This is a genomic window from Streptomonospora sediminis (assembly GCF_054778995.1).
Genome location: NZ_BAAGYZ010000067.1, coordinates 48,527 through 74,827, shown reverse-complemented (window position 1 = coordinate 74,827; position 26,301 = coordinate 48,527). Strand labels below are relative to the sequence as shown.

21 protein-coding genes are annotated in these 26,301 nt (G+C 73.7%); 17 read left to right on the top strand and 4 right to left on the bottom strand.

Translation table 11 applies throughout. From position 1 onward, the window contains the following. Positions 1–39: 39 nt before the first annotated feature. A complete protein-coding gene (locus tag ACYVD5_RS13515; RefSeq protein ID WP_461001363.1) occupies positions 40–1,041 on the bottom strand; it encodes an aldo/keto reductase in 1,002 nt (333 codons plus the stop codon). Between the two features lie 104 nt (positions 1,042–1,145). Between ACYVD5_RS13515 and ACYVD5_RS13510 the strand changes: the two genes are divergently transcribed. Both ACYVD5_RS13510 and ACYVD5_RS13505 read left to right on the top strand, forming a co-directional pair. Further along, positions 1,146–1,898 (top strand): TetR/AcrR family transcriptional regulator, encoded by a 753-nt coding sequence (locus tag ACYVD5_RS13510; protein WP_461001362.1) that lies wholly within the window; start codon positions 1,146–1,148, stop codon positions 1,896–1,898. 375 nt (positions 1,899–2,273) lie between these two features. Continuing rightward, complete coding sequence (locus ACYVD5_RS13505; RefSeq protein ID WP_461001361.1) at positions 2,274–2,609, top strand: DUF2795 domain-containing protein; 336 nt, start codon at positions 2,274–2,276, stop codon at positions 2,607–2,609. A gap of 63 nt (positions 2,610–2,672) precedes the next feature. Here the strand turns inward: ACYVD5_RS13505 and ACYVD5_RS13500 are convergent, their stop codons facing one another. The 3 genes from ACYVD5_RS13500 to ACYVD5_RS13490 all read right to left on the bottom strand — a co-directional run bounded on the left by ACYVD5_RS13500 (position 2,673) and on the right by ACYVD5_RS13490 (position 6,062). After that, the gene (locus ACYVD5_RS13500) at positions 2,673–4,208 is read right to left on the bottom strand and encodes an FAD-binding protein (protein ID WP_461001360.1); all 1,536 of its coding nucleotides are present in this window, start codon (positions 4,206–4,208) and stop codon (positions 2,673–2,675) included. Between the two features lie 261 nt (positions 4,209–4,469). Beyond that, a complete protein-coding gene (locus ACYVD5_RS13495; RefSeq protein ID WP_461001359.1) occupies positions 4,470–5,081 on the bottom strand; it encodes a (2Fe-2S)-binding protein in 612 nt (203 codons plus the stop codon). 180 nt (positions 5,082–5,261) lie between these two features. Further along, positions 5,262–6,062 (bottom strand): MHYT domain-containing protein, encoded by an 801-nt coding sequence (locus ACYVD5_RS13490; protein WP_461001358.1) that lies wholly within the window; start codon positions 6,060–6,062, stop codon positions 5,262–5,264. A 618-nt stretch (positions 6,063–6,680) separates the two neighbouring features. Here ACYVD5_RS13490 and ACYVD5_RS13485 point away from each other — a divergent pair. The 15 genes from ACYVD5_RS13485 to ACYVD5_RS13415 all read left to right on the top strand — a co-directional run bounded on the left by ACYVD5_RS13485 (position 6,681) and on the right by ACYVD5_RS13415 (position 26,259). Beyond that, positions 6,681–7,736: an iron-siderophore ABC transporter substrate-binding protein gene (locus ACYVD5_RS13485; protein WP_461001357.1), complete on the top strand. Its 1,056-nt coding sequence runs from the start codon at positions 6,681–6,683 to the stop codon at positions 7,734–7,736. 183 nt (positions 7,737–7,919) lie between these two features. Then, positions 7,920–8,840: a metal ABC transporter solute-binding protein, Zn/Mn family gene (locus ACYVD5_RS13480; RefSeq protein ID WP_461001356.1), complete on the top strand. Its 921-nt coding sequence runs from the start codon at positions 7,920–7,922 to the stop codon at positions 8,838–8,840. A 74-nt stretch (positions 8,841–8,914) separates the two neighbouring features. Next, positions 8,915–9,679: a metal ABC transporter ATP-binding protein gene (locus ACYVD5_RS13475; RefSeq protein WP_461001386.1), complete on the top strand. Its 765-nt coding sequence runs from the start codon at positions 8,915–8,917 to the stop codon at positions 9,677–9,679. Continuing rightward, positions 9,676–10,539: a metal ABC transporter permease gene (locus ACYVD5_RS13470; protein WP_461001355.1), complete on the top strand. Its 864-nt coding sequence runs from the start codon at positions 9,676–9,678 to the stop codon at positions 10,537–10,539. The genes ACYVD5_RS13475 and ACYVD5_RS13470 overlap by 4 nt, the downstream gene beginning before the upstream one ends. A 181-nt stretch (positions 10,540–10,720) precedes the next feature. After that, positions 10,721–12,166: an MFS transporter gene (locus ACYVD5_RS13465; protein WP_461001354.1), complete on the top strand. Its 1,446-nt coding sequence runs from the start codon at positions 10,721–10,723 to the stop codon at positions 12,164–12,166. Then, positions 12,163–14,262 carry a molybdopterin oxidoreductase family protein gene (locus tag ACYVD5_RS13460; RefSeq protein ID WP_461001353.1) on the top strand — a complete coding sequence of 700 codons (2,100 nt, stop codon included), beginning with the start codon at positions 12,163–12,165 and terminating at the stop codon, positions 14,260–14,262. Before ACYVD5_RS13465 ends, ACYVD5_RS13460 begins: the two co-directional genes overlap by 4 nt. A 104-nt stretch (positions 14,263–14,366) precedes the next feature. Beyond that, positions 14,367–15,812: an FAD-dependent oxidoreductase gene (locus tag ACYVD5_RS13455; RefSeq protein ID WP_461001352.1), complete on the top strand. Its 1,446-nt coding sequence runs from the start codon at positions 14,367–14,369 to the stop codon at positions 15,810–15,812. Between the two features lie 108 nt (positions 15,813–15,920). Continuing rightward, entirely contained in the window at positions 15,921–16,499 is a 579-nt protein-coding gene (locus ACYVD5_RS13450) for a 2Fe-2S iron-sulfur cluster-binding protein (RefSeq protein ID WP_461001351.1), read from the top strand. Continuing rightward, the gene (locus ACYVD5_RS13445; protein WP_461001350.1) at positions 16,496–17,500 is read left to right on the top strand and encodes an FAD binding domain-containing protein; all 1,005 of its coding nucleotides are present in this window, start codon (positions 16,496–16,498) and stop codon (positions 17,498–17,500) included. Before ACYVD5_RS13450 ends, ACYVD5_RS13445 begins: the two co-directional genes overlap by 4 nt. Then, positions 17,497–19,590, top strand: a complete 2,094-nt coding sequence (locus tag ACYVD5_RS13440; protein ID WP_461001349.1) for a xanthine dehydrogenase family protein molybdopterin-binding subunit — start codon at positions 17,497–17,499, stop codon at positions 19,588–19,590. The genes ACYVD5_RS13445 and ACYVD5_RS13440 overlap by 4 nt, the downstream gene beginning before the upstream one ends. A gap of 298 nt (positions 19,591–19,888) precedes the next feature. Continuing rightward, entirely contained in the window at positions 19,889–22,447 is a 2,559-nt protein-coding gene (nirB, locus tag ACYVD5_RS13435; RefSeq protein ID WP_461001348.1) for a nitrite reductase large subunit NirB, read from the top strand. 88 nt (positions 22,448–22,535) lie between these two features. After that, positions 22,536–22,913: a nitrite reductase small subunit NirD gene (gene nirD / locus ACYVD5_RS13430; RefSeq protein WP_461001347.1), complete on the top strand. Its 378-nt coding sequence runs from the start codon at positions 22,536–22,538 to the stop codon at positions 22,911–22,913. Then, the gene (locus ACYVD5_RS13425; protein WP_461001346.1) at positions 22,910–24,088 is read left to right on the top strand and encodes a uroporphyrinogen-III synthase; all 1,179 of its coding nucleotides are present in this window, start codon (positions 22,910–22,912) and stop codon (positions 24,086–24,088) included. Before nirD ends, ACYVD5_RS13425 begins: the two co-directional genes overlap by 4 nt. 118 nt (positions 24,089–24,206) lie before the next feature. Beyond that, positions 24,207–24,929: a sirohydrochlorin chelatase gene (locus ACYVD5_RS13420; RefSeq protein WP_461001345.1), complete on the top strand. Its 723-nt coding sequence runs from the start codon at positions 24,207–24,209 to the stop codon at positions 24,927–24,929. 172 nt (positions 24,930–25,101) lie between these two features. After that, a complete protein-coding gene (locus ACYVD5_RS13415; RefSeq protein WP_461001344.1) occupies positions 25,102–26,259 on the top strand; it encodes a dual specificity protein phosphatase family protein in 1,158 nt (385 codons plus the stop codon). Positions 26,260–26,301 lie beyond the last annotated feature (42 nt).

Sequence of the window (26,301 nt, the reverse complement as noted above, 5' to 3'; positions counted from 1 at the left end):
CGGGCCGCGCCCGCCGACCGCGCCCCGGGGCGGCGCCGGTCAGCTTTCGCTGGCCAGCGAGCCCATCAGCGGCTCGGGGTAGCGCTCGCCCGCGGCCGCACCGGCCGGCACCGCCTGCTCGATCTCGGCGATCTCGGCCGGGCCGAGTCCGACCTGGGCGGCGCCCAGCGCCTCGGCCAGCCGGTCGCGCCGGCGCGCGCCCACCAGCGGCACGATGTCCTCGCCGCGCGCTGCCACCCACGCGATGGCCGCCTGGGCGGTGGTCATGCCCTTGGCGTGGGCGACGGCGCCCAGCGCCTCGGCCAGGGCGAGGTTGTGCTGCAGGTTTTCGCCTTGGAAGCGGGGGCTGAAGGCGCGGAAGTCGCCCGGCGCGGTCGTGCGGTCGCTGTTCCAGTGGCCCGAGAGCAGGCCGCGGGAGAGCACCCCGTAGGCGGTCACGCCGATGCCCAGTTCGCGGGCGGTGGGCAGGATCGACTCCTCGATGCCCCGGGAGACCAGCGAGTACTCGATCTGCAGGTCGGCGATGGGGTGCACGGCGGCGGCGCGGCGCAGGGTCTGGGCGCCGACCTCGGAGAGCCCGATGTGGCGCACGTAGCCGGCCTCGACCATCTCGGCGATGGCTCCCACCGTTTCCTCCACCGGCACCTCGGGGTCCAGGCGGGCGGGGCGGTAGATGTCGATGTGGTCGGTGCCCAGGCGGCGCAGTGTGTATGCGAGGAAGTTGCGCACCGCCTCGGGGCGGCCGTCCTGGCCCGCCCAGCGGCCGTCGGGGCCGCGCAGCGCGCCGAACTTCACGCTGATGGCCGCGTTGCCGCGGTCGCGTTCGCGCAGGGCTTCTGCCAGCAGCATCTCGTTGTCGCCCATGCCGTAGAAGTCGCCGGTGTCGAACAGGGTGACGCCGGCGTCCAGCGCGGCGTGCAGGGTGGCGACGGCTTCGCCGCGGTCGGCGGGGCCGTAGAGGTCGGACATGCCCATCATGCCCAGGCCCAGGGCCGATACCGCCGGTCCGCTGCTGCCGAGGGTGCGTGTTGCCATGGCCATTGCGGTGCTCCTTGACTCCATGAACAGTTTCCGATCGCTGATAACGGAATTACGTTAGCACAGGTACGTTATCGTGGGTAGCAAGTTCCGGATAACATCGATCCATGTCCGATGAGAAGAAGCACGAGGCCAGGGAGCGCATCCTGGAGGCAGCCGGCGACCTGCTCGCCGAGCAGGGGGCCGAAGGGCTGTCCACCCGCGCCGTCAGTGCGGCCGCCGGCGTCCAGGTGCCCACCCTCTACCGGCTCTTCACCGACAAGCAGGGCCTGCTCGACGCTCTGGCCCGCCGCGGATTCGAGCGCTACCTGCACGACAAGCGGGGCATGGCCCCCACCGGCGACCCCGTCGCCGACCTGCGCCAGGGCTGGGACCTGCATGTGGAATTCGGGCTGGCCAACCCGGCCCTGTACACCCTCATGTACGGCACCGCGCGGCCCGGGCACCGCCCGCCGGCCGCCCAGGACGCCGAAGCGTTCCTGGTCGGGTTGCTGGAGGCGGTGGCCGCCGCCGGCCGGCTGCGCGTGCCCGTCGCCGACGCCGCGCAGCTGGTCGGTGCCGCCGGGATGGGCGTCACCCTCTCCCTCATCCAGCGCCCGCCCGAGCGGCGCAGCCCCGACTTGGCGCCACGCACGCGCGAGACCGTGCTGGCCGCCATCACCACTTCCGAACCCGCCGCCACCGGCGATGGCGATGGCGGCGGCCACCCCGCCGGTCCGGGCACGGTCGCCACCCGGGCCCTGGCCCTGGATTCGGTGCTGGGGGAGTCCTCCGGCGCACTGAGCCCGGCCGAATCCGCACTGCTGCGCGAGTGGCTGAACCGCCTGGCCGCCTGTGAGCAGCGGGTCCGAACCGAATAGGCCACCCAGACGGCCCGGTCGCCGGAGCCGCCACCTGCGCAAACCGGCGGCCGGGCCGTGCCCCGGCAGTGGTGTCGCTGACACACCTCGAACTGCCTGACCGGTCCTGGACCTTCTCGGAGTCGGGCGCCTTCGCCCCCGTGCCGGCCGAACTCCAAGCACGCGGGGTGGCCGTCACCATCCGCAATTGATCGGCCCGGCCCGCCGCTGCGCCCGCCCGGCCGCCGGGCGAGGGTTCGCACGGGCCGGGCCGGTGTGGTTGGAGGGGGTGGGGCAGGGGTAGTCGGCGCGGTGCATGTTCGGTGCCGGACGGGCTGGGCGCACTCCCCGCCCGCCCTCCACCGGGAAGACGCGGGCACGCGAAAGGAGCGGGCGATGGCGGTATTGCACGACATCGAGGGCCTCAAGCAGATCCTGTCCGGGCTGGATTTTCCCGTCGGCAAGGACCGGATCGTGGAGTACGCCCAAGAGCAGGGCGCCGACCGGTTCCTGCTCAGCGCCTTGCAGGCCATGCCTCCCGCGGACTACAACGAGCCCAACGCGGTGCTGCGGTCGGTACCCCAGGACGAGCTGGGCGGGCAGCAGCGCAGCGAATCCGACCGCGCCCAGCAGCGCCGCCACCACACCAAGCCCGGTGTCTCCGAGCAGGCCAAGGAGACCGGTCCGGTCAACCCGATCGAAGAGGAACTGGGCGAGAACCGCGGCTCCTGACCGGCCCGTGTGCAGCACCGTTGCCGGGCCGTTGACCGCGGCCCAGCGCCGGCGGCGGTGTGTTCAGGGCTGGACGGACTGCTCGTGGCGGAAGACGTTGCCGGGATCCCAGTAGCGCTTGACCCGGCGCAGCCGCTCGTAGTCGCCTTTGTAGTACAGCGTCGACCACGCGATGTTGGACCGGTTCCACTCGGGGTTGCTGAGGTCGACGTCGGGATAGTTGATGTAGCAGCCGTCGGTGATCTCGCCGGGCACGGGCACGCCCGGCCGCCCCTGCGCGTCGCCGTACATGTCCTGGTAGAGGCGGCGGATCCACTCCAGGTGGAGCTGGGGGTCCTGGTCGTGGAGCCAGTAGACCTGGTGCTGCAGCTTCATGATGGAGTCGCGCTGGGCCACGGCCGTATCGCGCGGGGGAGCGTTGATGGCCGCGCCGTAGGAGTCGATCTGCACCACCGCGTTGCTGACACCCCGGGGCGCGTGGGTCAGGTACCACCAGGCCGCATCGATCTGGTTCTGGGGAAGCGGCGAACGCATGTAGGCCGACTTGTACTTGCCCGACTCGTCGTTCAGCAGCGGCTGGTTGCTCATCAGGTCGGCGATGGCGACGTGGACGGCGTCTTTGGAGCCGGTCAGCAGCGGATGCTCGCCTGCGGCCTCGGTGCGGTGCTCCAGAGCGGGCCCGACACCGCGGCCGAGCTCGGCGACGAACTCGTCCAACCGGGCGCGGGCGCCGGGCAGGGTGGCATCGATCTGGGCGATCAGCCCGATCTGGTCGCTGCTGGAAGGAGTCAGCTGCAGGATGCCGAACACCGCGGAGTAGCGGCCGCCGGTGCCGCGGTGTTCGGAGAAGAAGTTCCCGAAGTTGGTGACGAGCCGGTTGAAGTCGTTGTAGCCCATCTGCGACCACTTCCAGCCGCCTTCGATGCGTTCGAAGCCGCTGGGTGCCTGGGGCAGGCCGCGGAACCAGAACCGGGTGGCCATCCCGAAGTTCCCGCCGCCGCCTCCGGTGTGGGCCCACCACAGCTCGCCCAGTTCACCGGTGTCGTCGCGGGTGGCGGTGACCAGGTCGACGCTGCGGTCGGCGTTGGCCACGGCGACCTCGACGGCGTACAGGTAGTCGACCGTGAGCCCGTACTGGCGGGAGAACAGGCCGTAGCCGCCGCCGGTGACGTGCCCGCCGACACCTACGGTGTTGCAGGAACCGCCCGGTAGCAGCAGCCCCAGTTTCTTGACCAGTTTCTCGGTGAGGTCCCAGACGCTGGCGCCGGCCTCGACGCAGACCGCTGCCATGGCCGGGTCGTAGTAAATGCCGTTCATCAGGGAGGCGTCGATGATGACGCGGACATCGGGGGAGCAGACGAAATCCTCGTAGCAGTGCCCGCCCGAGCGCACGGTGATGCGGGAGCGGTAGGCGTCGGCGGCGGGCTCGCTGAGGGCGATCGCCAGGGCGTTGCGGGCCTGGGTGCGGTCGGCGACCAGGCGGATGTAGTCGGGAGTGGCACTCCAGCGGGGGTTGTAGCCGCGCCGCAGGGCGGGGTAGCGCCAGTCCTGCGGGCCGATCTTCAGGCCTGCGCCGTCGGCGGTGTCGGTGTCGGGCAAGGCGGTTCCCTTCGGTAGGGCGGCCCTGCAGGGCCGGGGCAACAGGCGGCGCGGCTGCGGCCGCCCGGTGGCGACCTACCCGACCCGGTAGACACAAAAAGCAATAGAAAAAATTACCCGGAGTTGCGAGCGTTCCGAAACCGCTGGTCAAAGGCGGTGCTGTGCTTGCCGGTCGCCGGATGCGGCCGGTGCGGGCGCCGCACCGGCGGATCGAGGGCCCCACCGGGGTGCGGTCCGAAACCCGCCGGGCGCGGGGATGCTTCAGCGGCGGTGCGTGCGGGCCGCAACCGCGCAGTCGCCGCACAGGCCGCCGCCGGGCACGCGGTAGTACAGGCAGCACGTCGTGCGGGTGAAGGCGGATGCCTGGCCGGTGCGGTCGCCGGCGGCGGGGGCGAACACGCCCAGGCCCTGCAGCGGGGGCCGTTGCAGCAGCAGGCGCGCCAGAGCGTCGGCGTCGGCGGCGCGGTCGGGGCGGTCCGCGCCGAGCGCCTGGACGGCGCCGGCCAGGGCGGAGGCGGCGTTGCCGTACAGCAGCCGCGGCGCCAGCGCGGCCTGGGCGCGTACCGCGTGGGCGAGGGGGACCAGCGCGGCGGTGAGGACGTGTTCGGACACCAGGTCGGCGGCCGCTTTTGCGCGGGGGCGGCCGGGGTCAAGCATCCGGCCCGCGCCTTCGCCCAGGGCCGGCTGCAGCCGGCCGCCGCGGCGGACCCATTGCAGCGCATCGGGCGGGGCGAGCACGCCGTGGCACAGTGCCGCGGCCACCGCCGGGCACAGCAGCCGCGCGGCCAGCCCTTGGTAGCAGATCGAGGCCGCTGCCCGCTGTTCCACCGCTGCCAGGGGCCGCCCGGCGGCTGCGGCCAGGCGGGTCCGCACGGCCCCGATCTCGCCGGCCAGCAGGTCGGCGCGCCGCCACAGGTCTGCCAGCGGGTGGCGCTCGCCTGGGGCGTCGCCGGTGTCGACGGCGAAGAAGGCGTTGATGGCGGCGGCGCCCTCCAGGGCGCCGCGCAGTGCGGGATCGATGCGGGCTCCCTGGTGCGGTCGGCGGCGGGGTGGTCAGTGCCTGCGGGTGAATACGGAGTCGGCCGCGCCGGCGTCCTGCGGGGTGGGGCTGGCGCGCCGCTGGGGTTCGTCCTCCTCGCCGGGCGAGAGCAGCAGTATCAGCGAGATGATCATGAGCAGCAAGCCCAGGCCCACGAACACCGGTAGGAAGAAGTCCATCATGGTGGCCCCGGATGTGGGGGCGGCGAGGGGGTCTTGGGGAATGGGGCCGACGCTGACGCCGGACATGGCGGTGTAGTGCATGGCCGAAACGGCCGCCGCCATGATCAGCGAGCCGCCGAGTGCGGCACGCAGGCCTTTCAGCCGCAGCGCGAAGACCAGGGCGGCCGCGGAGGCGGCCAGTGCGATGGCGACCGCGGCTGCGGTGGTCGGGGTGTCGTGGTGCATGCGGACGGGCATTTCGATGGAGGCCATACCGAGGTAGTGCATTGCGGCCACGCCGGCGCCCATGAGCAGGCCGCCGCCCAGCACCGAGGGCCAGCCGGGCCGGGCCGTGGCCCAGGTGAGGGCGGCGGCGGTGGCCGCGATGGCGACCAGCCCGCTGACCAGGGTCAGTACCACGTCATAACGCAGGGTGATGGCTTGGACGGAAAAGCCCATCATCGCGATGAAATGCATCGCCCAAATTGCGGCGGCGCCCAGGGTGAATGCGGCCAGTGCGAGCCATCCGGCGCGCAGCGCGCCTTGGCTTTGGCGTGCGCGGCCTGCCACCTGCAATCCGACGAGGGAGCCCAGGAACGAGACGACATAGGCAATTACCGGAGTTGTCCATCCGTAGGCGAATTGTTCGATCATGGGGGGATATCCTGGGGGTATTTTGTCTGAATTGGTGCTATTGGGAGGAACGGTGATCACCCTAGACCCGATTGCCGAGCGTGACCTAGGGGTGTGCGCTGTCCGTATGCGGCCACCGGCCCGCCTATCGCCCCCCGGGCCGCTCCGCCCTTGCCGGTGCCGGGCCGCGGCCGCCGCCGAGCGGGGCGCGGGCCGGGCACCCGGTGCCGTCCCAGGGGGTGGGGGGTGAGCCCGTGTGGGGTGGTCGGCCCGGTCCACTGTGCGGCCTTGTCGGGTTTCCGGCGATGATCATGCAGGAATGCCCATCTCAGCTTTGATATTTGGGTATTTCCGCAGGGCCGGTGCGCCGTCCGTCCCGCCCGCCCCGCTCGGCGATCATGGCCGAGCCCGCCGAGTAAGCGCGGCCCCAACGCAGCGCCCCGCGCCCCGCGGCGCTTCGCGCGGAGCACACCCGAGTGCGCCGCTCGCGGACGGCCCCACCGAATGCGCCCTGGTGAAGGCGGGTGTGTTTCTGCGGCGCCCCAGGTGACAAAACGGGCGGATGGTGGGTTAGGGTAGCCTCACCTAGCCGCGTTCGGCGGCCGGTAATCGTCACGCTGACCTGAGAAAGGCCCACCCATGCCTTCGCTTTCGGGGGCCGCGGCCCCCCTCGCCCGTACCGCCCTGATGGGGGCCGCCGCGGCCCTGCTCGCCGCCGGCTGCGGAGCGCCCTCCGGATCCGGGGCCGACGGCAGCGCCTCCGGCGGCGACTGGTCGCCGGTGACCATCGAGCACGCCTACGGTTCCACCACCGTCGACAAAAAGCCCGAGCGCATCGTCACCGTGGGCTGGTCCGACGAGGCCACGCTCCTGGAGCTGGGCATCGTCCCCGTGGGCATGAACGCCTCCACCTACGCCGGCGACGACGAGGGCTACCTGCCCTGGGACCTGGAGAAACTGGAGGAGATGGGCGCCGACAAGCCCAAGCTGATCAACACCGACGACGGCATCTCCGCCGAGCAGGTCGCCAACCTCGCCCCCGACCTGGTCCTGGGCGTGCAGTCGGGCATGGAAAAGGCCGAGTACGAGCAGCTCTCCCAGGTCGCCCCCACCGTCCCGTACCTGGACGAGCCCTGGATGACCTCGTGGAAGGACCAGACGGCCGCCATCGGCAAGGCCGTGGGCAAGCCGGAGGAGGCCGAGCGGATCGCCGCGGAGACCTCCGACTACATCGACGGCCTGGCCAAGGACCACCCCGAGTTCAAGGACACGACCTATGCCGTGGGCACCCTCATGCCCTCCACCGGCCAGCTCGGCTTCTACATCGGCAAGGACGCCCGGCCGATCCTCATGAAGCAGCTCGGCTTCACCCCGGCGGGCTTCGCCAAGGACCTCCCGGTCGAGGACGGCCAGTTCTACGGCACGCTGAGCATGGAAAACGCCGACAAGATCGACGCCGACGTGCTGGTCATGTGGTACAACTCCGCCGAGGAGCGCAAGCAACTGGAGGACAATGCCGTCTTCCAGAAGGTCGACGCGGTGCAAAACGGCGGCTACATCGCCTACGACGACGCCGAGCAGTCGATGGCGATCTCCACCCCCAACCCGCTGACCATCCCCTGGGTGATGGACGGCTACGCCGAGCGCCTCAGCGCCGCCGCCAAGGGCGAGGCCGAGCCCGCCCCCCAAAGCTGAGGGTCCCGGAAACACCCCGCCTGCACCCACGGCGCCCCCGTCGCGACATCCGCACCCGCGTGCGGACGCGGCGGGGGCGCCGTACTGCCGCCCGCCGCGCACACCTGGCCGCATTGAGATCCGGCAGGCCTATGGTAATAGTTAGGGGTGCCAAACATTGGAGATGGCTGCGGCTTAACCGGCTTGGCCCGCGGCGTTGGCGCCCTGGCGGCAGCCGCGGCCCTGGCCGCCGCCACCGCCTGCACCCCGCCGGCCCCGCCCGCCGCCGACACCGGCCGCCCCACCGTGCTGACCACCTTCACCGTCCTGGCCGACATGGTCGCCAACGTCGCCGGCGACCACGCGGCCGTCGAGTCGCTGACCCGCCCCGGCGCCGAGATCCACTCCTACCAACCCACCCCCGACGACCTCGTCCGCGGCACCGGCGCCGACCTCATCCTGCACAACGGGCTGGGACTGGAAGCCTGGTTCACCCAGTTCACCGCCCGCATCGACGCCCCCACCGCCACCCTGTCGCAGGGCGTCGACACCATCCCGATCTCCTCGGGCGGCCTGCAGGGCCGACCCAACCCGCACGCCTGGATGTCGCCGGACAACGCCCTGATCTACGTCGACAACATCACCGCGGCGCTCAGCGGCCTCGACCCCGACCACTCCGCGGCCTACGCCGCCGCGGCCGCCGACTACAAGGACCGCATCGGGCGCATCGGCGCCGGCCTCGACGCCGACCTGGCCGAGCTGCCCCGATCGCGGCGCGCCCTGGTCACCTGCGAAGGCGCCTTCTCCTACCTGGCCCGCGACGCCGGCCTGGCCGAGCGCTACCTGTGGGCGGTCAACTCCGGCACCCAGGCCGTGCCCCGCCACGCGGCCGCGGTCGCGGAGTTCGTCCGCACCAACGACGTGCCCACCGTCTTCTGCGAAACCACCGCCAACGACGGCACCCAGCAGCAGGTCGCCGCCGAGAGCGGCGCCGAGCTGGGCCCCGACCTCTACGTCGACTCCCTGTCGGGCCCCGGCGGGCCCGTACCCACCTACCTGGACCTGCTGCGCCACGACACCGAGGCCATCGCCGCCGGACTCACCCGCCAGGAGGACCCCCAGTGAGCACCGAGGAGCCCCCGCCCGCTTGCGCCCCCACCACCGCGCCCGCCGCGCCCGGTGCCGGCGACGTATCCGGCGTGCCCGCCATCGAGGTGGCGGGGGTGAGCGTGCACTACGGCCGCACCACCGCCCTGGAAGACGTCAGCCTCACCCTGGGCCAGGGCCGCATCTGCGCCCTGCTGGGCGCCAACGGCTCGGGCAAGTCCACCCTGATCACCGCCGTGCTGGGGCGCACCACCGCCGGCACCGGCCGCGTGCGCATCCTCGGCGCCTCGCCCGCCGCCGCGCGCAAACGCGGGCTGGTGGGCTATGTCCCCCAGTCCGAACAGGTCGACCGGGACTTCCCGGTGCGTGTGGCCGACGTGGTGATGATGGGCCGCTACGGCCACATGGGCCCCGCGCGCCGGGCGCGAAAAGCCGACCGCAGCGCCGTGGCCCGGGCACTGGAACGCACCGGGCTCAGCGACCTCGCCCACCGGCCCATCGGCGCGCTCTCCGGCGGCCAGCGCAAGCGGGCGTTCGTGGCCCGCGCCATCGCCCAGGGCGCGCGGGTGCTGCTGCTCGACGAACCCTTCGCCGGTGTCGACGGCCGCTCCCAGCACACCATCGCCCAGGTGCTGGCCGCCATGCGCGACGACGGCCACACCCTGGTGGTCTCCACCCACGACCTGGCCGGGGTACCGCAGTGGTGCGACGAGGCGGTGCTGCTGCAGCGTCGCCTGCTCGCCCACGGCACCCCCCGCGAGGTGCTCACCCCCCAACGGCTGGCCCAGACCTTCGGGCTCGGCACCGACATCCCGGAGGGCCGGGACGTGGCGCACGGCCGCGGCGGTGGCCTATGAGCGCCCTCGCCGAGTGGATCACCCTGCCGCTGCAGTTCGGTTTCATGCAGCGCGCGCTGCTGGTCGGCGTCGCGGCCGGTATCGTCTGCGCCCTGCTGTCGTGCTGGATGACACTGACCGGCTGGTCGCTGCTGGGCGACGCGGTCTCCCACGCGGTGCTGCCCGGCGTGGTGCTGTCCTACCTGCTGGGGTTGCCCTTCGCGGTGGGTGCACTGGTTTTCGGCGCCGGCTCGGTCGCCCTGATCGGCGCGGTCAACCGGACCTCGCGCGTCAAGGAGGACGCCGCGATCGGGGTCGTGTTCACCGCGATGTTCGCCGTCGGAGTGGTGCTGATCTCGCGGGTGCCCTCCCAGACCGACCTGATGCACATCCTGTTCGGCAACGTGCTGGGCGCCTCCGACGCCGAGATCGTCCAGGTGCTGGTGATGGCGGGGCTGACCGCGACCGCGGTGCTGCTCAAACACCGCGACCTGACCCTGTACGCCTTCGACCCGGTCCACGCCCACGCCATCGGGCTGAACCCGCGCCGCCTGGAGGCGCTGCTGCTGGGGTTGCTGTCGGTGACCGTGGTCATCGCGCTGCAGGCGGTGGGCATCATCCTGGTGGTGGCCATGCTCGTCATTCCCGGCGCGACCGCCTACCTGCTCACCGACCGGTTCGAACGCATGCTGGCCATCGCCGCGGCGATCTCGGCCGCCGCCGCGGTGCTGGGCACCTACGCCAGCTTCTACGCCGACGTGGCCACCGGCGGCGCCATCGTCGTCGCCCAGGCGTCGGCGTTTGCGCTGGCCTACCTGTTCGCACCCGCCCACGGCGTGCTGGTGCGGCTGCTGCGCCGCGCCGCCGCCCCTACCGCCTGAACCGCGCCCGCGCCCCCACCGGGCGCGGGCGCGCAGGGCGCGGGCGACTTCACCGTGGGGATGACGGTGCGGTGAGCGGTCCGTTTCGCGAGTTTTACGGCGGGACACGTCCAGGCAACTCCGGCTGCCTACCGTCGATCACGTTGCGCGAACAACGCCGCCGATCGAGGAAGGCCAGGACGTGACCGCACGGAAGACGACGTCGCCGCCGCGCACCCGCGGGCGCTGGATCGCCCATTGGGATCCCGAGGACACCGCGTTTTGGCACGCCTCGGGCCGCCGCGTGGCCAACCGGAACCTGTGGGCCTCCATTTTCGCCGAGCACCTCGGGTTCTCGGTGTGGAGTATCTGGTCGGTGCTGACCCTGTTCATGACACCCGAGACCGGGTTCTCCTTCACCCCGGGACAGAAGTTCCTGCTGGTGTCGGTGGTGTCGCTGGTGGGGGCGCTGCTGCGGGTGCCCTACACGCTGGCGGTGCCCGCGTTCGGCGGCCGCAACTGGACCCTGATGTCGGTGGGGGCGCTGCTGGTGCCCACCGCCGTGGCGGCGGTGCTGATCACGCGGCCCGAGACCCCCTTCTGGCTGTTCGTGGTGCTGGCGGCCACCGCGGGATTGGGCGGCGGCAACTTCTCCTCCTCGATGGCCAACATCAACGCGTTCTTTCCCGAACGCAGCAAGGGCTGGGCGCTGGGCCTCAACGCCGGCGGCGGCAACGTCGGGGTGGCCGCGGCGCAGCTGGCCGGGCTGGGGGTGATCGCGGCGCTGGGTGCCTCGCAGGGCTACGTGCTGGCCCTGCTGTATGTCCCGCTGCTGCTGGTGGCCGCCGCGGTGGCGTGGTGGCGCATGGACAACCTCGCCACCCTGCGCGCCGACCCCGGCGCCCAGATCGCCGCCGCCAAGGACCGCCACTTCTGGATCATTTCCTTCCTCTACATCGGCACTTTCGGGTCGTTCATCGGGTTCTCGTTCGGGTTCGGGCTGCTGCTGCAGAACCAGTTCGACCGCACCCCCTTGGAGGCCGCGGCCGTGACCTTCCTGGGCCCGCTGCTGGGGTCGCTGATCCGCCCGGTCGGCGGGCGCCTGGCCGACCGGTTCGGCGGAGCGCGGGTGACGCTGGCCAACTTCGCGGCCATGGCCGCGGGCACCGGCGTGGTCGTGGCGGCCTCGCTGCAGCAGTCGCTGGCGCTGTTCACCGCCGGGTTCATCGTGCTGTTCCTGCTCACCGGGATCGGCAACGGCTCCACCTACAAGATGATCCCGGCGGTCTATGCCGCCCAGGCCCAGAACCTGGTGGCCGCCGGCATGGACCGCGCCCGCGCCCAGGCCCGCACCGACCGCATCTGCGGCGCGGTGCTGGGGCTGGTCGGTGCGGTGGGCGCCCTGGGCGGGGTGGCCATCAACCTGGTGTTCCGCCAGTCGTTCATGGCCTTCGGCGGAGCGGTGCCGGCCTACGTCGCGTTCCTGGTCTTCTACCTGGTCTGCCTGGTGGTGGTTTACCGCGTCTACCTGCGCCGGCCCCCGGCCGCCGCCGAGACGGCCGAGGCGGCCGAGGCGGCCGAGCCGACCCAGGCGGCCGATGATGCGGGCGCCCCGCAGGTGCGCACCGGTGGGGCGGGGCAGCGATGAGCACCGCCACCCACTGCCCCTACTGCGCGCTGCAGTGCGCCATGCACGTCGAGACCGGACCCGGCGGCGCCCCGGCCACCCGCCCCGCCGACTTCCCCACCAACCGGGGCGGGCTGTGCCGCAAGGGCTGGACCGCCGCCGAACTGCTGAACTCGCCCGAGCGCCTCACCCGGCCGCTGGTGCGCGACGGCCGCAGCGGCACCTTCACCGAAACCGACTGGGACAGCGCCCTGGACCGCGTCGCCGGTTCCTTGGCGGCACTGCGCAGCGAGCACGGCCCCGACGCCGTCTCGGTGTTCGGCAGCGGCGGGCTGACCAACGAGAAAAGCTACCTGCTGGGCAAGTTCGCCCGCCTGGCGCTGGGCACCTCCCAGATCGACTACAACGGCCGGTTCTGCATGTCCTCGGCCGCCGCGGCCGGCAACCGCGCCTTCGGCCTGGACCGCGGCCTGCCCTTCCCGCTCAGCGACCTGGCCGGGGCCGAGGTGGTGCTGCTGGCGGGGGCCAACCCCGCCGAGACCATGCCGCCGATGATGGGCCACCTGTCGGGGCCGCGGCTGATCGTGGTCGACCCGCGGTGCTCGGCCACCGCCCGCTATGCCGCCGACAACGGCGGCCTGCACCTGGCGCCGCGCCCGGGCACCGACACGGCGCTGGCGCTGGGGCTGCTGCACGCCGCCCGCACCCAGCGCCTGCTCGACACCGACTACATCGCCGAGCGCACCACCGGCTTCGAACAGGCCGCCAAACACGCGGCCGCGTTCTGGCCCGAGCAGGCCGAGCAGGTCACCGGCGTGGCCGCCCACCGCATCCGCGAGGCCGCCCGGCTGCTGGCCGGCGCCCAAGGCGCCTATGTGCTGACCGGGCGCGGCGCCGAACAGCACGCCACCGGCACCGACACCGCCTCGGCCTGGATCAACCTGGCGCTGGCGCTGGGCCTGCCCGGCCGCCGCGGGTCGGGATACGGGTGCATCACCGGCCAGGGCAACGGCCAGGGCGGGCGCGAACACGGCCAAAAAGCCGACCAGCTGCCCGGCTACCGCCGCATCGACGATTCCGCCGCCCGCACCAACGTCGCCGGGGTGTGGGGCGTGGCGCCCGAGGAGCTGCCTGGCCCGGGCAAAAGCGCCTTCGAACTGCTGGAGGCGCTGGGCACCGAGGAGGGTGCGCGCGCCATGCTCGTGTTCGGGTCCAACCCGGCGGTTTCGGCACCCGACTCCGCGCGTGTCCGAAACCGGCTCGCCGCGTTGGACCTGCTGGTGGTCTGCGACTTCGTCATGTCCGAAACCGCGGCGATGGCCGATGTGGTGCTTCCGGTGGCCCAATGGGCCGAAGAAGAGGGCACGATGACCAACCTGGAGGGCCGCATCCTGCGGCGCCGCGCCGTGCTGGCGCCGCCTGCGGGGGTGCGCACCGACCTGGAGGTCATCGGCGGCCTGGCCACCCGCCTGGGCCAGCCCGCCGAACGCTTCCCCGACCGGCCCGATGCGGTCCTGGCCGAACTGGGCCGGGCCTCGGCCGGGGGCCGCGCCGACTACGGCGGGGTGAGCCCGCAGCGGCTGGACGCCGGCGAGGAACTGTTCTGGCCGGTGCCGGGCCCCCAGGACAGCACCCCGCGGATGTTCCTGGACGGATTCGCCCACCCCGACGGGCGGGCGCGGTTCGCCGCGGTGGGCCAGAGCGGCCCCGCCGAGCAACCCGACGCCGACTTCCCGCTGTATGCCACCACGGGCCGGCTGATGGGCCATTACCAGTCCGGGGCCCAGACCCGGCGCATCGGCGAACTGGCCGGGGCCCAACCCGCCGCCTACGTGGAGGTCCACCCCGACACCGGCCACCGCGCCGGGCTGGGCGAGGGCGACTGGGCGCAGGTGGTCTCGCGGCGCGGCGCCACCCTGGCGCAGGTGCGCCACCGCGCCGACGCCCGCACCGACACCGTGTTCCTGCCGTTCCACTACGGCGGCGACCAGGCCGCCAACAACGTCACCAACCCGGTGCTGGACCCCGCCAGCCGCATGCCCGAGTTCAAGGTCAGCGCCATCCGGCTGGAAAAGGCCGACCCGACCGAGACCGGCCCCGCACCGGCCGGCGGCTGAGCCCGCCGGGGCGAGGGCTCCACCAGGCTCATCAGGCACACAGGCACAGGAAGGGAGGCCGGTGCCGCCCGCGCGCACCCGCGCCCGGCCGGCACCGACACGCCATGGACCGACATGTCCACCACCCCGCCCGCCGCATCGTGGTCATCGGCAACGGTATGGTCGGCGCCCGCTTCGCCGAAGAGGCCGCCCGCCGCGACCCGGCCGGCGACCGCGTCGCCGTCACCGTGGTGGGCGCCGAAGACGAGGCCGCCTACAACCGGGTGCTGCTGCCGGGCGTGCTCGCCGGCCGCTACACGCCCGACGACATCCGCCTGCCCGTGCCCGAATCGGCGTCGGTGACCGTGCGCACCGGCGCCGCCGCCACCGCCGTGGACACCGCGGCGCGGCGCGTCACACTCGACGACGGCACCGGCCTGGACTACGACGAACTCGTGCTGGCCACCGGCGCCCGCGCCGCGTTCCCGCCCATTCCCGGCCTGGCCGCGGCCGACGGCGCCCCCGGAGACGGCGTCACCGCGCTGCGCGACGCCGCCGACTGCCGCCGCCTGTCGGCCCTGGCCCGCCCCGGCGGTCCCGTGGTCGTGCTCGGCGGCGGCGTGCTGGGCCTGGAAGCCGCCCGCGCCCTGGCCGAACGCGGCATGCGGGTCGCGCTGGTGGAGTCCTCACCCTGGATCATGCGCCGCCAGATCGACCGGCCCGCCGCCCAGATCCTGGCCGAGCAGTACGGGCACCTGGGGGTGGCCGTGCACTCCTGGCGGGTGGCCGCCCGCTGGATCCCGGGAACCGGCCTGGAACTGGACGACGGCCGCGTCCTGCCCGGCGATGCCGTCGTGGTCACCGCCGGGGTAAAAGGCAACACCGAACTGGCCGCCGGCGCCGGTATCGCCACCGAGCACGGCATCGTCGTCGACGACACCCTGGCCACCAGCGACTCCCGGGTGCACGCCATCGGCGACTGCGCCCAGCACCCCGGCGGCGGTGCGGGGCTGGTCCAGCCCGGCTGGCAGCAGGCCGCGGTGCTGGCCGACCTGCTCACCGGCGCCCGCCCCCAGGCCCGCTACAGCGGCGCGCGCCCCATCACCCGGCTCAAGGCCGAAGGGATCGAGCTGACGTCGATGGGCGAGGCCGAAGCCGAGGACACCGCCGAAACCGTCACCATCGCCGACGCCCACGGCGGGCGCTACGCGAAACTGTCGGTGCGCGGCGAAAAGGTCGTGGGTGCGGTGCTGCTGGGCTTTCCCGAACCGGCCGCGGCCATCGCCCAGCTCTACGACAGCGGCACCCCGGTGCCGGCCGACCGCCTGGCGCTGCTCACCGGCCGCGGCGCACCCGGATCCGAGCAGGAGGCCGCCGAGGCCGACCCCACCGTGTGCCGCTGCAACGCCGTCACCCGCAGCGGGTTGGAGGCGGCGTGGCTGGACGGGGCCCGCACCCGCCCCGCCATCGCCGAGGCCACCCGCGCCACCACCGGCTGCGGCGGCTGCACCCGCGACGTCGACGCCCTGCTCAGCGGCTGGAACGGGGCCCGCCCGGTCGCCGCACCCTGACCGGCGCCGCGGCGCCGGGCTCTGCGCAGCCGGTCCGGGTGTTTACCCCGCCGCGCCCGGGTCAGCGGGGCGGGGAAACACCCGGCCGGTGCGGTAGGCGAGGAGCACATGGACGCCGACATCACGCTCACGGTCGACGGGCAGGCCCACCGGCTGCGCGTCGACACCCGGACGACCCTGTTGGATGCGTTGCGCGAACACCTGCACAACACCGCGCCCAAGAAGGGTTGCGACCACGGCCAGTGCGGCTCGTGCACGGTGCTGCTATCGGGTCGGCGGGTGGTGGCCTGCCTGGTGCTGGCCGCAGCCGCCGACGGCGAGCAGGTCACCACCGCCGGCGGGCTGGCGGCCGAGGGGCGCCCCCACCCGCTGCACAAGGCGTTCGTGGACCAGGACGGCCTGCAGTGCGGCTACTGCACCCCCGGCCAGATCTGTTCGGCCGCCGGCGTGCTCGCCGAGGCCGCCGCCGGCTGGCCCAGCGCCGCCACACCGCTGCCGCGCACCGCCGAACCGGCGGCGCCCGAACTGACCCCCGAGGAGATCCGCGAGCGGATGAGCGGCAACCTGTGCCGCTGCGGCGCCTACGGCGGCATCGTCGCCGCCGTGCAGCAGGCCGCCCGCACCGGCGCGGGCGAGCCCGGCGGCGCCACCCGCGCGCCGGCCCCGGCACCGGGGGGTGGGGCGTGAAACCGTTCGACTACCGCCGCGCCGACACCGCCGAGCACGCCGCCGCGCTGGTCGCCGAACATCCCGGCGCGGCGTTTCTGGGCGGCGGCACCAACCTGGTCGACCACCTGAAACTGGGCGTGGCAGCCCCCGACCTGCTCGTGGACATCACCCACGCGGGCCTGGACCGTATCCAGGAGCTGGACCAGGGCGGCATCAGCATCGGCGCCAACGTCCGCAACAGCGACGCCGCCGCCCACCCGCTCATCCGCAGCCGCTACCCGGTACTGTCCCAGGCGCTGCTGTCGGGGGCCTCGGGCCAGTTGCGCAACGCCGCCACCACCGGCGGCAACCTGCTGCAGCGCACCCGCTGCGTCTACTTCCAGGACACCACCACACCCTGCAACAAGCGCGAACCCGGGTCGGGCTGCTCGGCGCTGGAGGGCTACCAGCGCTACCACGCCATCTTGGGCGCCTCACCCGACTGCGTGGCCACCCACCCCTCCGACATGGCGGTGGCGCTGGTGGCGCTGGATGCCGAAGTGGTGGTGCAGGGCGCTGCCGGGCCGCGCCGCATCCCGCTGCAGCGCCTGCACCGGCTGCCCGGCGAAACCCCCCAGCACGACACGGTGCTGGAACGCGGCGACCTGATCACCGCCGTGGAACTGCCCGCGATGCCCATGGCCGCCCGCGCCCGCTACCGCAAGATCCGCGACCGCGCCTCCTTCGCCTTCGCGCTGGTGTCGGTCGCGGCCGCGGTGCAGCCGGCAGCCGACGGCACCGTGGCCGATGTGCGCATCGTCCTGGGCGGTGTGGCCCACAAACCGTGGCGGGCGCTGCTGGCCGAGGAGGCGCTGCGCGGCAATGCGGCCACCGAGGACAACTTCGCCGCCGCCGCGGCGGCCGAGCTGTCGGAGGCCCGCCCGCTGCCCGGCAACATGTTCAAGGTCGCGCTGGCGCGCGCCGCCATCGTCGCGACCCTGCGCGAGGCCGGTGCCCCAGCACGAGAGGGGGAGCGGTGAAAACGACGACCGCTTCGGGCGGGCCCGCGGTCGGGACCGGGCCGGCCCGCGTCGAAGGGTTGGACAAGGCCGCCGGTGCGGCGCCCTATGCCTACGAGTACCCGGTCACCGACCCCGCCTACATCGCACCGGTGCAGTCCACCGTCGCCCGCGGCCGGGTGCTGGACGTCGACACCGGTGCGGCCGAAGCGGTCGAGGGGGTGCTGGAGGTCATCTGGCACGCCAACGCCCCCCGGTTGCAGACCGGCGCCGGGGTCGGCGGCCTGCACAAGGCGGCCGAGCTGGCGGTGCTGCAGTCCGGCGAGGTCGCCTACCGCGGCCAGGTCGTGGCCGCCGTACTCGCCTCGACCTTCGAGGCCGCCCGCCACGCCGCCGCGCTGGTGCGGGTGCGCTATGAGCAACTGCCCCACGACGTCGACCTGTCCGACCAGCGCGCCGACCTGTTCGCACCAGAGGACGACCAGCGCCGCGGCGACACGGCCGCGGCCGCGCCCGCCGATGTGGTGGTCGAGCACACCTACACCACCGCGCTGCAGCACAACAACCCGATGGAGCCGCACTCCACCATCGCCCACTGGGACGGCACCCGCCTGGTGCTGCACGAGTCCACCCAGGGCGCCGGCGAGGTCAGCCGCACCGTCGCCGCGCTGCTGGGGATCGGCACCGACCGGGTCCGGGTGGTGGCGCCCTATGTCGGCGGCGGGTTCGGTTCCAAGGGGCCGCTGCACGCACCCACGGTGCTGGCGGTGCTGGCCGCGCTGGCGCTGCCGAACCGCCCGGTCAAGCTGGCACTGACGCGGCGGCAGATGTTCGCGCTGGTGGGTTACCGCAGCCCCACCCTGCAGCGGGTGCGGCTCAGCGCCGGCACCGACGGCCGCCTGTCGGGCATCGACGTGCTCGCCACCGTGCAGAGTTCGCACATCGCCGACTTCGTCGAGCGGGCCGCGATGCCGTCGGAGTCGCTGTATGCCGCACCCAACCGGCGCACGGGCCACCGCGCCGCACGGCTGGACGTGGCCGTGCCCACGTGGATGCGCGCGCCGGGGGAGTGCCCGGGGATGTTCGGGCCGGAAGTGGCGATGGACGAGCTGGCCTGGACCGTGGGCGTCGACCCGATCGAGGTGCGGCTGCGCAACGAGCCCGAACGCGACCCCCGCACCGGCAAACCGTTCTCCAGCCGCAACCTGGCGGCGTGCATGCGCGAGGGCGCCCGCCGGTTCGGGTGGGAGCAGCGGGCCCCGGTGCCCCGCGCCCGCATGGAGGACGGGTGGCTGGTGGGTGCGGGCATGGCCGCCTCCACCTACCCGGTGGTGCCGCCGCCTTCGGGGTCGCGGGCCCGCATCCGCTACGAGGGCGAGGGCTCCTACCTGGTGTCGCTGGGCGCCGCCGACATCGGCACCGGCGCCCAGACCGCGCTGGGCCAGGTCGCCGCCGATGCCCTGGAGGTGCCGTTGGAGCAGGTGCGGGTGGTGCTGGGCGACAGCACGCTGCCCGACGCGTCGCTGGCGGGCGGCTCCACCGGGCTGATGTCGTGGGGCTCGACCGTCCACGCCGCCGCCGGCAAGCTGCGCGAGCAGCACGGCGGCGCGCCCGCACCCGGCGCCGAAGCGGTCGCCGACCTGCCCGCCAACCCCCAGCGCGAGCACTACGCCATGTTCGCCTACGGTGCCCAGTTCGCCGAGGTGCGGGTGCACGCCGAGACGGGGGAGGTGCGGGTGCCGCGCCTGCTGGGCGTGTTCGCGGCCGGGCGCATCGTCAACTCCCGCACCGCCCGTTCGCAGTTTGTGGGCGGGATGACGATGGGGCAGTCGATGGCGCTGCACGAGGAGAGCGTGGTCGACGGCCGGTTCGGCCACACCGTCAACGGCGACTTCGCCGAATACCACATCGCCGCCCACGCCGACGTGTGCGACGTGCAGGCGCACTGGATCGACGAGCGCGACCCCCACGTCAACGCGCTGGGCGCCAAAGGCATCGGCGAAATCGGGATCGTGGGTACGGCCGCGGCCGTGGCCAACGCCGCTTACCACGCCACCGGTGTGCGGGTGCGCAGCCTGCCGGTGCGCCTGGACGACTTCGTCGGCACCTGACCTGCCCCGGCCCGCCTTCGCCGCCCGCCCCGCACCGCCCCGCCGCACCGGCGGGTGCGGTGCGGGGCGTTTTCGTGTACGCCGGGTTTTTTGCGGCTGCGCCGCCGGGCGCTCGACTGCGCGCAGACCCCCCTGGTGGGCGCGTTCACCACGCGGCCACCTGCCATGACAGGGAAACGAAACATCTCCTTCACGGACGGCTGACGGTCGCGAAACACCTTGCGGGTTGCCTGAAAGGCACAGAGCAGCGGCCGCCGGCGCCAGGCGCCCCGCCCACCAGCGAGGAGAAGAACCCGGCATGAGACAGCTCGTGGTCATCGGAAACGGAATGGTCGGACACCGCCTCGTCGAGGCCGTCCTCAGCCGCGACACCGCCACCCCCTGGCACATCACCGTTCTGGGCGAGGAGCCGCGCCCGGCCTATGACCGCGTCGCGCTGTCGTCCTACTTCGACGGCGCCGGCGAGGAACAGCTGCGCCTGGCCGACTTGTCCGCGCGCCCCGGCGTCGAGGTCCTGCTGGGCGAACCCGCCACCGCCATCGACCGCACCGCCCAAACCGTGACCACCGCAACGGGGCGCGTGCTCGGCTACGACGCGCTGGTGCTGGCCACCGGCTCATCGGCGTTCGTGCCGCCGGTACCCGGCCGCGACCTGCCCGGCTGCCACGTCTACCGCACCATCGAAGACCTGGAGGCCATCACCGCCACCGCCCGCGCCGCCACCGACCCGGCCGCCGCCGGCGCCCCGGCCGGCGTGGTCATCGGCGGGGGCCTGCTGGGCCTGGAAGCCGCCAACGCACTGCAACTGCTGGGCCTGGACACCCACGTGGTCGAGATGGCGCCGTGGCTGATGCCGCGCCAGGTCGACGAAGGCGGCGGCGCCGTCCTGGGCCGGCTCATCGCCGACACCGGCGTCACCTGCCACACCGCCGCCGGACTCGCCGGCATCGAACCCGGCGCCGGCGGCAACGGGCTGCGGGTACGGCTGGGCGAGGCCGGCCCCGACCAAACGGCCCTGGACGCCGGAATCGTCGTGTTCTCCGTGGGTGTGCGGCCCCGCGACCAGCTCGCCCGCGACGCCGGACTCGACATCGGCCCCCGCGGCGGTGTGGCCGTCGACGCCGCCTGCCGCACCAACGATCCCCGCATCTTCGCCGTGGGCGAATGCGCCAGCTTCGACGGCACCGTCTACGGGCTCATCGCCCCCGGCAACGCCATGGCCGAGGTCGCGGCCGACCGGCTGGCCGGCGGCGACGCCGCCTTCGCCGGCGCCGACACCTCCACCAAACTCAAACTGCTGGGTGTGGACGTGGCCAGCTTCGGCGATGCCCACGGCAGCGCCGAAGGCGCCCTGGAGGTCGTCCTCAACGACGCCCCCGGCCGCCGCTACGCCAAACTCGTGGTCTCCGACGACGCCACCACGCTGCTGGGCGGCGTCCTGGTCGGCGACGCCTCGGCCTATGCCGGGCTGCGGCCGCTGGTGGGCCGCGAACTGCCCGGCGACCCGCTCGACCTCATCGCCCCCGACCGCGGCGGCTCCGGCGGGGCGGGCGTGGGCGCGCTGCCCGACGACGCCCAGGTGTGCTCGTGCAACGCCGTCACCAAGGGCGCCATCCGCACAGCCATCACCGAAGGCAGCACCGACATCCCCGCCGTCAAGGCCTGCACCAAGGCCGGCACCAGTTGCGGGTCGTGCGTGCCGATGCTGAAGAGCCTGCTGGCCGACTCCGGCATCGAGCAGTCCACTGCGCTGTGCGAGCACTTCACCCACTCCCGCGCCGACCTCGTCGAGATCATCACCGCCACCGGTATCTCCACCTTCACCGAGCTGATCGCCCGCCACGGCACCGGGCGCGGCTGCGACATCTGCAAACCCGCCGTCGCCTCCATCCTGGCGTCGCTGGGCGGCGGCCACATCCTGGAGGGCGAGCAGGCCGCGCTGCAGGACACCAACGACCACTTCCTCGCCAACATCCAGCGCAACGGCACCTACTCGGTGGTGCCGCGGGTGCCCGGCGGCGAGATCACCCCTGAGCGGCTCATCACCATCGGTGAGGTCGCCCGCGAGTTCGGGCTCTACACCAAGATCACCGGCGCCCAGCGCATCGACCTGCTCGGCGCCCGCGTCGAGCAGCTGCCCGCCGTGTGGGCCCGGCTGGTCGAGGCCGGGTTCGAGTCCGGCCACGCCTACGGAAAAGCGCTGCGCACCGTCAAGTCGTGTGTGGGCAGCACCTGGTGCCGCTACGGGGTGCAGGACTCGGTGGCCATGGCGATCCGGTTGGAGCTGCGCTACCGCGGGCTGCGCTCCCCGCACAAGCTCAAGTCGGCGGTGTCGGGGTGTGCGCGCGAGTGCGCCGAGGCCCGCAGCAAGGACTTCGGCATCATCGCCACCGAAAAAGGCTGGAACCTGTATGTCGGCGGCAACGGCGGGTTCACCCCGCGCCACGCCGAACTGCTGGCCGGCGATCTCGACGACGACGCCCTCATCCGCTACATCGACCGGTTTTTGATGTTCTACATCCGCACCGCCGACCGGCTGCAGCGCACCGCCGCCTGGATCGAGCAGCTCGACGGCGGCCTGGACCACCTGCGCGCCGTCGTGGTCGAGGACAGCCTGGGCATCGCCGCCGAGCTGGAGGAGGCCATGCAGCGCCACACCGCCGGCTACGCCGACGAGTGGCGCGGTGTGCTGGAAGACCCCGAGAAACTGTCCCGGTTCGTGTCCTTTGCCAACGCCCCCGACACGCCCGACCCCACCATCGCCTTCGACGTCGAACGCGACCAGCCCGTGCCCGCCGCACCGGTGCAGCTGGGCATGCCCCAGGCACGCACGGCCGCAGAGCCCGCCGCCACCTGAGCGCCCGCCCGCCCGGCCCCCGGTCCCGCGCCGGCACCGGCCGGGCCCGACCACTCCCGCCCGCACCCGCCAACCCCAGGGAGCCACAATGAGCACGCCCACCCTGCCCGCCAGTCCCGACCGGCTGTGGGTCGCCGCCTGCGGTTCCGATAAGCTCAAGAGCGAACGCGGTGCCGCCGTCCTGCTGCCCGACGGCCAGCAGGTCGCCGTGTTCCGCACGCACGACGACGCGCTCTACGCCGTGGGCAACATCGACCCTTTCACCGGCGCAGCGGTGATCTCCCGCGGCATCGTGGGCGACCGGTCCGGCGAGCCCACCGTCGCCTCACCCATGCTCAAGCAGGTGTTCTCCCTGCGCACCGGCCGGTGCCTGGACGACCCTGCCGTCCGGTTGCCCACCCGCGCCGTACGGCTGCGCGACGGCGTGATCGACGTGTGCACCCGACCGGACGAGGCCGCGACATGACACCCACCCCACCGACCGCGCCCGCAAAAGGCGACGGCCCCCACCCCGCACCCGCCTTGGCGCCGCTGGCCGGGTTCACGGTGGCCGTCACCGCCGCCCGCCGCGCCGAGGAGCTCGCGGCGCTGCTGCGCCGCAAGGGCGCCGAGGTCACCAGCGCACCCGCGCTGCGCATCGTCCCGCTCAGCGACGACCAGCGCTTGGCCACCGCTTCGCGTGAACTGGCCGAACGCCCCGCCGACGTGGTCGTGGCCACCACCGGCATCGGGTTCCGCGGATGGCTGGAAGCCTGCGACACCTGGGGCGGTACCGAACCGCTGGTGGCGGCCATGGCCTCCTCCCGGCTGCTGGCCCGCGGCCCCAAAGCCAAAGGCGCCATCCGCGCCGCCGGCCTGAAAGAGGAATGGTCGCCGCCTTCGGAATCCTCCGCCGAAGTACTCGACTACCTGCTGGAATCGGGGGTGGAGGGGCTGCGCGTGGCGGTGCAGCTGCACGGCGAACCGCTGCCCGACTTCTGCGCCGCGCTGCGCATGGCCGGCGCCGAGGTCGTGGAGGTCCCCGTCTACCGGTGGACCGAACCCGAGGACACCGCACCACTGGACCGGCTCATCGACGACATCGCCGGCGGCGGCGTCGACGCCGTCACCTTCACCAGCGCGCCCGCCGCCGCGGGCCTGCTCGACCGCGCCCGCGTGCTGGGCGTCGAAGAGACGCTGCTGGCCCGGTTGCGCGGGGCGGCCCTGGCCATGTGCGTGGGGCCGGTCACCGCCCGGCCGCTCATGGCCGCCGACGTGCCCACCGTCTGGCCCGACCGCGCCCGCATCGGCGCCATGGTCAAACGCCTGGCAGAGGAACTGCCCGAACGCTCGCCCGAACTGCCGGTGGCCGGGCACCGGCTGCGGCTGCTGGGCCACGCCGCGCTGGTCGACGGCGCGCTGTGCCCGGTCTCGCCCGCGCTGATGCGGGTGCTGCGCGAACTCGCCGCCCGCCCCGGCCAGGTCCGCGACCGCACCGATCTGCTGGTGTCTTTGGGCGGCGACGGCGACGCCCACGCCGTGGAGACCGCCGTGGCACGGCTGCGCAGCGCCTTGGGCGATGCCCGCATCATCCAGACCGTGGTCAAGCGCGGCTACCGGCTCGCGCTGGACAGCGGTGACTGCGCACCCGGGAACGGCTGAGCGGCCGCCCTCGCCGCCGGTGTGCCGGGCCGCGCAGGCGCGCGGCCCCGTGGTTCGGCTGCCCGCTGGTGTGCAGCCCGTGGAGTGTCCGAAGTCGGATCGAAGTGAGGTGGCACACGTGCAACGCCGCAATCACCCAGCACCGGAGGGCCCGGCGCCGGCGACCCTGCTGCTGGCCGTGCACGGCACCCAGGACCCGCGCGGCAGTGCCGCGGCCCGCCGGCTGGCGCGCAGTGTCGCCGAGCTGACCGGGGCGCCGGTGCGGCTGGCCTTCGCCGATGTGCTCGCCCCCGACGTGGGCGAGGTCGCCGCCGGCATCGACGGCCCCATCGTCGTGGTGCCCGCGTTCTTGGCGGCCGGCTACCACGTGCGCGTCGACATCCCCCAGCAGTTGGCTCGGGCCGGGCGCGGCGACGCCGCCATCACCGGTGCCCTGGGCGGCGACGAACGGTTGGTGCAGGCGGCCCGGCGCCGCCTGCACCAGGCCGGGTGGCGCGGCGGCGGCGCCGTGGTGCTGGCCGCGGCCGGCTCCTACGACCCCGATGCGTGCGCCCAGGTCGAGGCGGCCGCCGGGCGGCTGTCGGCGCGGCTGGGCGCGCCGGTGGCGCCCGGCTATGTCGCCACCGCCCGGCCCGCCGTCGCCGAGGCGGTGGCGGCGATGCGCGACCGCGGCCACCGCAGCGTGGCGCTGGCGTCGTGGCTGCTGGCGCCCGGGCTGTTCCACCAGCGCCTGGCCCAGGCCGGCGCTGATGCCGTGGCCGAACCGCTGTGCCCCGACCCCGCCATCGCCGAAGCCGTCGCCGCCCGCTACACCGAAGCGGCCCTGGCCGCCGCGGTGTGAGGGGCGGGCCCCGGGCGCACCGGCCCCACGGCGGGTGCTGTGCGTATCCCGTGCGGTCAAGGCGGTGGCCGCAACCGGCAGGGCTCCATTAGCGTGGGCCGGTGGCGGGCATATCCGGTGCGGTCGCGGCCGCACGGCCGCCCTTTCGACCCCCGATCTGTACTGGAGCGGCATGGGTTCCGACCTGACACCTGCCCCGCCGGCCACCGCCGGCTCGGGGCCCGAGGCGGCGGCCGACTGGCACCGCGACGACCCCCGCTACGACCGCGCCGCCGGGGTGTGGCTGGGAGCGGCCGCGGCCGCGTGCATGGTCGGTGCGCCCCCCGAGCAGGCGGCGGGCCTGGTGGGTGCCGACGGCGGCGCCGGCTCCAGTGAACCCGCCCGGTTGCTGGAGTCGGCCCTGGCAGGTGCCGGTGGCCCGGTCGGCACCGCCGCCGGCGCCTTTGCCCGCGCCGTGGGTGCCGCGGTCGCCGAAGGGCGCGTGCCCGAGCCCGCGGGCGCCGCCGACGGCGAGGCCACCGGTGCCGCCTGGCGCGCCGTGGCCGAAACCCCGGTTCCGGATCTGGATCCGGCCGGGGGCCGGTTCCCCTGCCGCCACCTGGTCGAGTCGGTGTGGCGGGCCTGGGCGGTGGCCGGCGACCAGGCCGCCCTGTACGCCGGCGCGCTGGCCGGGGCCCGCTGGGGTGCCTCGGGCGTCCCGCTGGAGGCCCAGCGCCGGCTCTGCGACACCCTGGCGCCGAGCGACCTCATCACCCGCGGGATCGTGCTGGCGCGCGGCGGCGACCCCGACCGCTGGCCCCAAGCGCCCGCTTACCGCACCGAGGCCGCCGCGGCGATCTCCACGCCGTTCCACACCGCCCACCCCGGTGACCCGGGGGTGGTGCTGGGCAACCTCTCCTATTTGCGGCAGCGGCCCTCCGGCGTCGACGCGGTCGTCTCGCTGAACCGGCTGGGCCCCGGCGACCTGCACACCGGGGTTGCCGCGCGCGACCGGATCCAGGTGTGGCTGGCCGATTCCCCCGGGGTCAACGCCAACCTGTACTTCGTGCTGGAGGAGGCCGCCGGGCTGGTGGCCGCGCTGCGCGCCGAAGGCAAAACGGTGCTGCTGCACTGCGCGGCCGGGCAGTCGCGCACGCCGGCGGTCGCGGCCCACTACGCAGCGCGCAGCCTGGGCGCCGACGTGCGCAGGGCCCTGACCGGTGTCATCGGCGCGGTCGGCGGCCACTTGGACAACCCCGAACTCGCCCGCACGGTCTGCGCCCTCAACGGGGTGGGTCTGGACGATGCCGCGGCCGAACTGTTCCCCGGCGGGCTGCCGCAGCGCCGCTGAGCACCGCCCGCGATCTACCAACAAACCGACAAACGTCATATA